5 protein-coding genes are annotated in these 3995 nt (G+C 45.6%); 2 read left to right on the top strand and 3 right to left on the bottom strand.

What is annotated here, in order from left to right; all coding sequences use genetic code 11:
* Both Q0668_RS01510 and Q0668_RS01505 read left to right on the top strand, forming a co-directional pair.
* Positions 1 to 188 (top strand): hypothetical protein (locus tag Q0668_RS01510; RefSeq protein WP_298859249.1); only part of this gene is annotated, 188 nt, incomplete at its 5' end.
* A gap of 420 nt (positions 189 to 608) precedes the next feature.
* A complete protein-coding gene (locus Q0668_RS01505; RefSeq protein WP_298859247.1) occupies positions 609 to 2243 on the top strand; it encodes a response regulator in 1635 nt (544 codons plus the stop codon).
* A gap of 100 nt (positions 2244 to 2343) precedes the next feature.
* On the opposite strand, the gene Q0668_RS01500 is transcribed toward Q0668_RS01505, so the two are convergent.
* From Q0668_RS01500 to Q0668_RS01490, 3 genes are all read right to left on the bottom strand, one after another.
* Entirely contained in the window at positions 2344 to 3390 is a 1047-nt protein-coding gene (locus Q0668_RS01500; protein ID WP_298859245.1) for a Gfo/Idh/MocA family oxidoreductase, read from the bottom strand.
* Entirely contained in the window at positions 3387 to 3731 is a 345-nt protein-coding gene (locus Q0668_RS01495) for a hypothetical protein (protein ID WP_298859243.1), read from the bottom strand. Before Q0668_RS01495 ends, Q0668_RS01500 begins: the two co-directional genes overlap by 4 nt.
* Before the next feature lie 19 nt (positions 3732 to 3750).
* The coding region (locus tag Q0668_RS01490; protein ID WP_298859241.1) for a hypothetical protein at positions 3751 to 3995 on the bottom strand (245 nt) is incomplete at its 5' end.

Genomic DNA, 3995 nt, shown 5'->3' with positions numbered 1-3995 from the left:
ATGGCGCAAATTACGTGCCAAAGCGAGGGAAGTCATCTGGGAAATGCGGGTTAACGGCAAATGTCATGGAAGGCGACCTTAAAAAATGCATCGAGGCAGGCTGTAACGCACACATCACCAAACCTGTGAATCGGAATCATCTGGTTCATCTGATTGCAGAAACCTGCGACGCTGAACCGGTCGTTTAGACGAATGTGAACTCTTGTGAGCAGGGAATAGAAACAGGGTTAATCCAGACAGGGAGCCAGTTTTTTCCTGGCTGCTTTCAACGTCTGGGAGTACACCGCCTGCATCTTGACCGGAGTACCTCTGATGCCCTGCTGGCGACGCTCAAGAGGGAAATCCCTGCACTTCGGGTTTCAGACGACTGAACAAAAATGGGTATAAAACAACAAACCTGATAATTTGTATGAGGCGAATACTTCAGTGTAACTTATTGAATAATATGTCTAATTGTTTTAATTGGAACAAAAAGCTTTAGTTCGGTTAGAAACCTGCGTAATTTCCGATTCTTTGAGATCTTAAAGGCAAATTCTGGCCTAATTTTCAGTGGTTACTCTTTCGTTTTGTATTCTGTATCACGAAGCCCCTGAAAAGTAAAAAATCTTATGAATAATCAGGTTTTCAAGATATTAATTGTCGATGATTCTGACGTAGTGAGAAGTATTCTTTCGAGTGCTCTGACTCAAGACGATTATCAATTATTTACCGCCGAAAATGGTGAAGAAGCAAGGCAGAAGGTTCATGAACTGAAACCGGACATTGTTTTACTCGATGTTGAAATGCCGATTTTGGATGGATTTGCCGTATTGAAGGAAATTCGCGCAAATTACAAAGTCGATGAGACTGCCGTCATCATGGTCACCTCTCATCTAAATGAAACAGGAATTTCCCGTGCCTTTGAAGATGGGGCTTTTGACTATATTCCGAAGCCGGCAACCAATTCGGAAATCAAGGCACGGGTTAGGAATGCCATTCGCGCACTGCAGTTGCTCCGCGATCAGAAAACATTACGACGTGAAGCGGAAGCATCGAATGAATCCAAGAGCGCCTTCCTGGCGAATATGAGCCATGAAATACGCACTCCGATGACAGCTATCCTGGGATACACCGAAATTCTGGAGCTGGAAGCAAATATACATAAGATGCCCGAACTGTTTATGGATTCTTTAGAAATCATCAAACGCAATGGTGGGCATTTGATGGAATTGATCAATGATATTCTGGACCTGTCGAAAATTGAGGCGAATAAAATTGAGATTGAATCGATTCCATGTTCTCCAAAGAAAATTGTGGATGAGGTCATGGAACTGGTTCAGGTGCGAGCCGAAGCCAAAGGGCTGAAACTGGAAGCCAGTTATCAATTCCCTCTGCCCGTTGAAATCAAATCTGACCCGACAAGAATCAGGCAAATCCTGATCAACCTGCTTGGAAATGCCATTAAGTTTACGGAAGTCGGAACGATCCGACTGGAGACACGACTTTTGGAAAGCCCTGGTCAGGAACCACAGATCCAATTTACGGTCATCGATCAGGGGATTGGTATGACCGAGACTCAAATGGCAAATCTATTCCGTCCGTTTACTCAGGCTGACTCTTCGACAACCAGGAAATATGGTGGAACGGGATTAGGTCTGACGATCTGTAAACGTCTGGCAGAAATGTTAGGCGGGGATATCACAGTTTCCAGTGAACACAATCAAGGCTCCCAATTTAGTGCCACTGTTAGTTCCGGAAGTCTGGAGAATGTTGAATTAATACAGGATTTTTCAGCTCAGAATTTACAAGATGTTCAAGCGTCTGAGCAAGATAAGACCGAATATCCCGCCACTACTGAAAAGTCCTTAGAAGGATTAAAAATACTCCTGGCCGAGGATGGCCCAGATAATCAAAGGCTGATTTCCTTCATTTTAAAGAAGGCTGGTGCGAATGTATGTCTCGCTGAAAACGGTGAAGTGGCATACCAGTCAGCTTTGAAATCGATGGAGGGCGGTCTGGAGTATGATATAATTCTGATGGATATACAGATGCCGATTATGGATGGTTATGAAGCCACGAAGAAAATTCGCGAACTCGGTTACACAAGCCCCATCATTTCATTGACGGCTAACGCGATGGAAGGAGACCGTCAAAAGTGCATTGATGCAGGCTGTAATGATTATTTAAAGAAGCCGGTAGAGCGCAAGGTAATGGTGGGCTTAATTGCAGAAATCTGTGCATCTGAAAAAACGGTACTCGTTTAGCCTCAAGGTTAGAGCGCATCCCAATTGACCATAGCGTCTTTCATTCTATGATACTCGTTTTAAATGGCCTTGGAGACGCTACAGTAAACCTGGACACAAGCTAATCCAGATAGGGCGCCAGTTTTTTCTTGGCTGCCTTCAACGTCTGGGAATACACGTCTTGCAGCTTTACGGGTGTGCCCGCTTTTCTTTTACTGATATCGGCGGCCGTCATAAACGTGTAAATTTCCACGGATTCTGCATTTGAGACGGGTGTTTTTCCCGTTCGAAAAAACTTGACGACTTCTACCAGCAGCGGTTCGTATCCGCTGAAGCTGCCGATTTGTGCGGTGCCTTTGGTTCCAAAAGCGGTTCCGCCGTAGCCGCCCTGATAACTGTTATTGTCTTTGCGACGTCCGCGAAAGGTACCAATCTTGCCTTGTTTCCAGGTACCGATGGCGAGATCTGTGTTGGGCGTACTCACGCGAACCACGGTCTCGCAACCAGGGCCCATGACGGTATAGAGCGTTTCGACGCCGTGAATACCGTACCAGTAGAAATCGGGATGCGTCGATTCCTTCGGGCTAGGGCTGTAGGCATCACAGCCGATGATTTCTCCCACGGATCCGCCAACAATTTTCTTGGCACCATCAGTGTAGCGGAGTGAAGAAGAACTGAAGACGGGGGTTTTGAAGTGTTTGGCTGCTTCATAAATGGCAATCACATCCACCAGATCGCCGGCAATCGGTTTATCGACAAACAGTGGTTTACCTGCTTTCAAAACGGGAAGGGCCTGTTCCAGATGCACGCGGCCATCATTGCTTTCCAGGAGGACGGCGTCTACTTTGGAAAGTAAGGCTTCGATGCTGGGCACAATTTCCACGCCGAGCTTTGTGACCTGCTCTGTAATTTTGGGTACACTCTCCAGGCTCTCTTTGATATCTTTACTGCCTTTGGGATAGGCGGCGACTACTTTACACGTTTTGAAATCTTCAAATTTCGTTTGGGGGTCGTTCAGGATTTTGGAGAAATTACTGGAATGCGAAGTATCAAGGCCAATAATGCCGATACGTAATGTTTTTGTTTCTTCCGCAAAACTGAGATTTCCAAAACCCAGGATGGCGATCGCGATCAAACAGAGAGACAAACGGCGATATGATAAACTCATGAATCAATTTCTCCAAATTCTGTGCCTTCGCTGAATTCCATGAATTCATAGACGGCGCCATCGATCAGTACAAAGACCACTTTCAAATTTTCCATTGCCTGAAAAGGTCCCAGCAGAATTTCCATGCCTTCGATCTCTTTTTCAAGATCGGGAACTTTAAACGCGATATGCGGCTGGTTTCGAACCGGGCCGGTCACGGGGCTGTCGGGTTCGAACCTTAAATATTCAATTTTGTAAGGGTGTTCATTGGGGTTGGTGACAAAAACTTTTGTCTCAGAGACGTAGATTTCATCTGGCTGTGGATCATCGGTAATCACGCCTACGTGGTGAAATTGTCGCATCGGAATTCCTTGAGGAGCATTAAATTTCTATCTGGGTCTTCAGATTCCTGTCACGATTCTTCATTCTACTTGGAATGACCGGCGAATTCCAAGTGATTGAAGTACGAGATGGGTTGAAATACGAAATCAGGTCACCTGTGACGTTATCCTGGTGCGTTCGTGAATATGAGTTGAGCGGAATGGCCAGGTCGTGTTTCTTATTTCCAATGGTTCTTTGCAACTTGGGATGAACCGTGGCTAACGCCATTCGGCTAATGATCAAAA

This window comes from uncultured Gimesia sp., from assembly GCF_937910335.1.
Lineage (GTDB): Bacteria > Planctomycetota > Planctomycetia > Planctomycetales > Planctomycetaceae > Gimesia.
The sequence above is the reverse complement of the archived record's forward strand: the minus strand, read 5'-3'. Positions and strand labels throughout refer to the sequence as shown.